At 53.8% G+C, this 262-nt stretch carries 1 protein-coding gene; it reads right to left on the minus strand.

What is annotated here, in order from left to right:
* Positions 1-14 precede the first annotated feature (14 nt).
* The coding region (locus tag FQ664_RS26265) for a hypothetical protein (RefSeq protein WP_178091092.1) at positions 15-262 on the minus strand (248 nt) is incomplete at its 5' end.

Below are 262 nucleotides of genomic sequence, written 5' to 3' on the forward strand. Positions count from 1 at the left end.
GGCCAACTTCATGGTCAGAGTTCCAGTGCCAGCAGGACCTGCAGGGCATTGTCGTCAAGTTTGGTTTCTATAATGGCGCGAACTTTGTCGTATTGGCGCTTATCGAAATTCAACACCGCACCACAAGCAAAGTTGGAAGTACCGTTGCTTTCCCACTTGAACAGCAGATAGTTGGCAGCCTTGTCAGGCTTGGCGTCGGTTTGGATCGCACTGACCAGCATCGCCACTTGGCCGCCGTCCGTCTGCTCGCACTTGGTAAGGC

This window comes from Pseudomonas persica (assembly GCF_900291015.1).
GTDB lineage: Bacteria > Pseudomonadota > Gammaproteobacteria > Pseudomonadales > Pseudomonadaceae > Aquipseudomonas.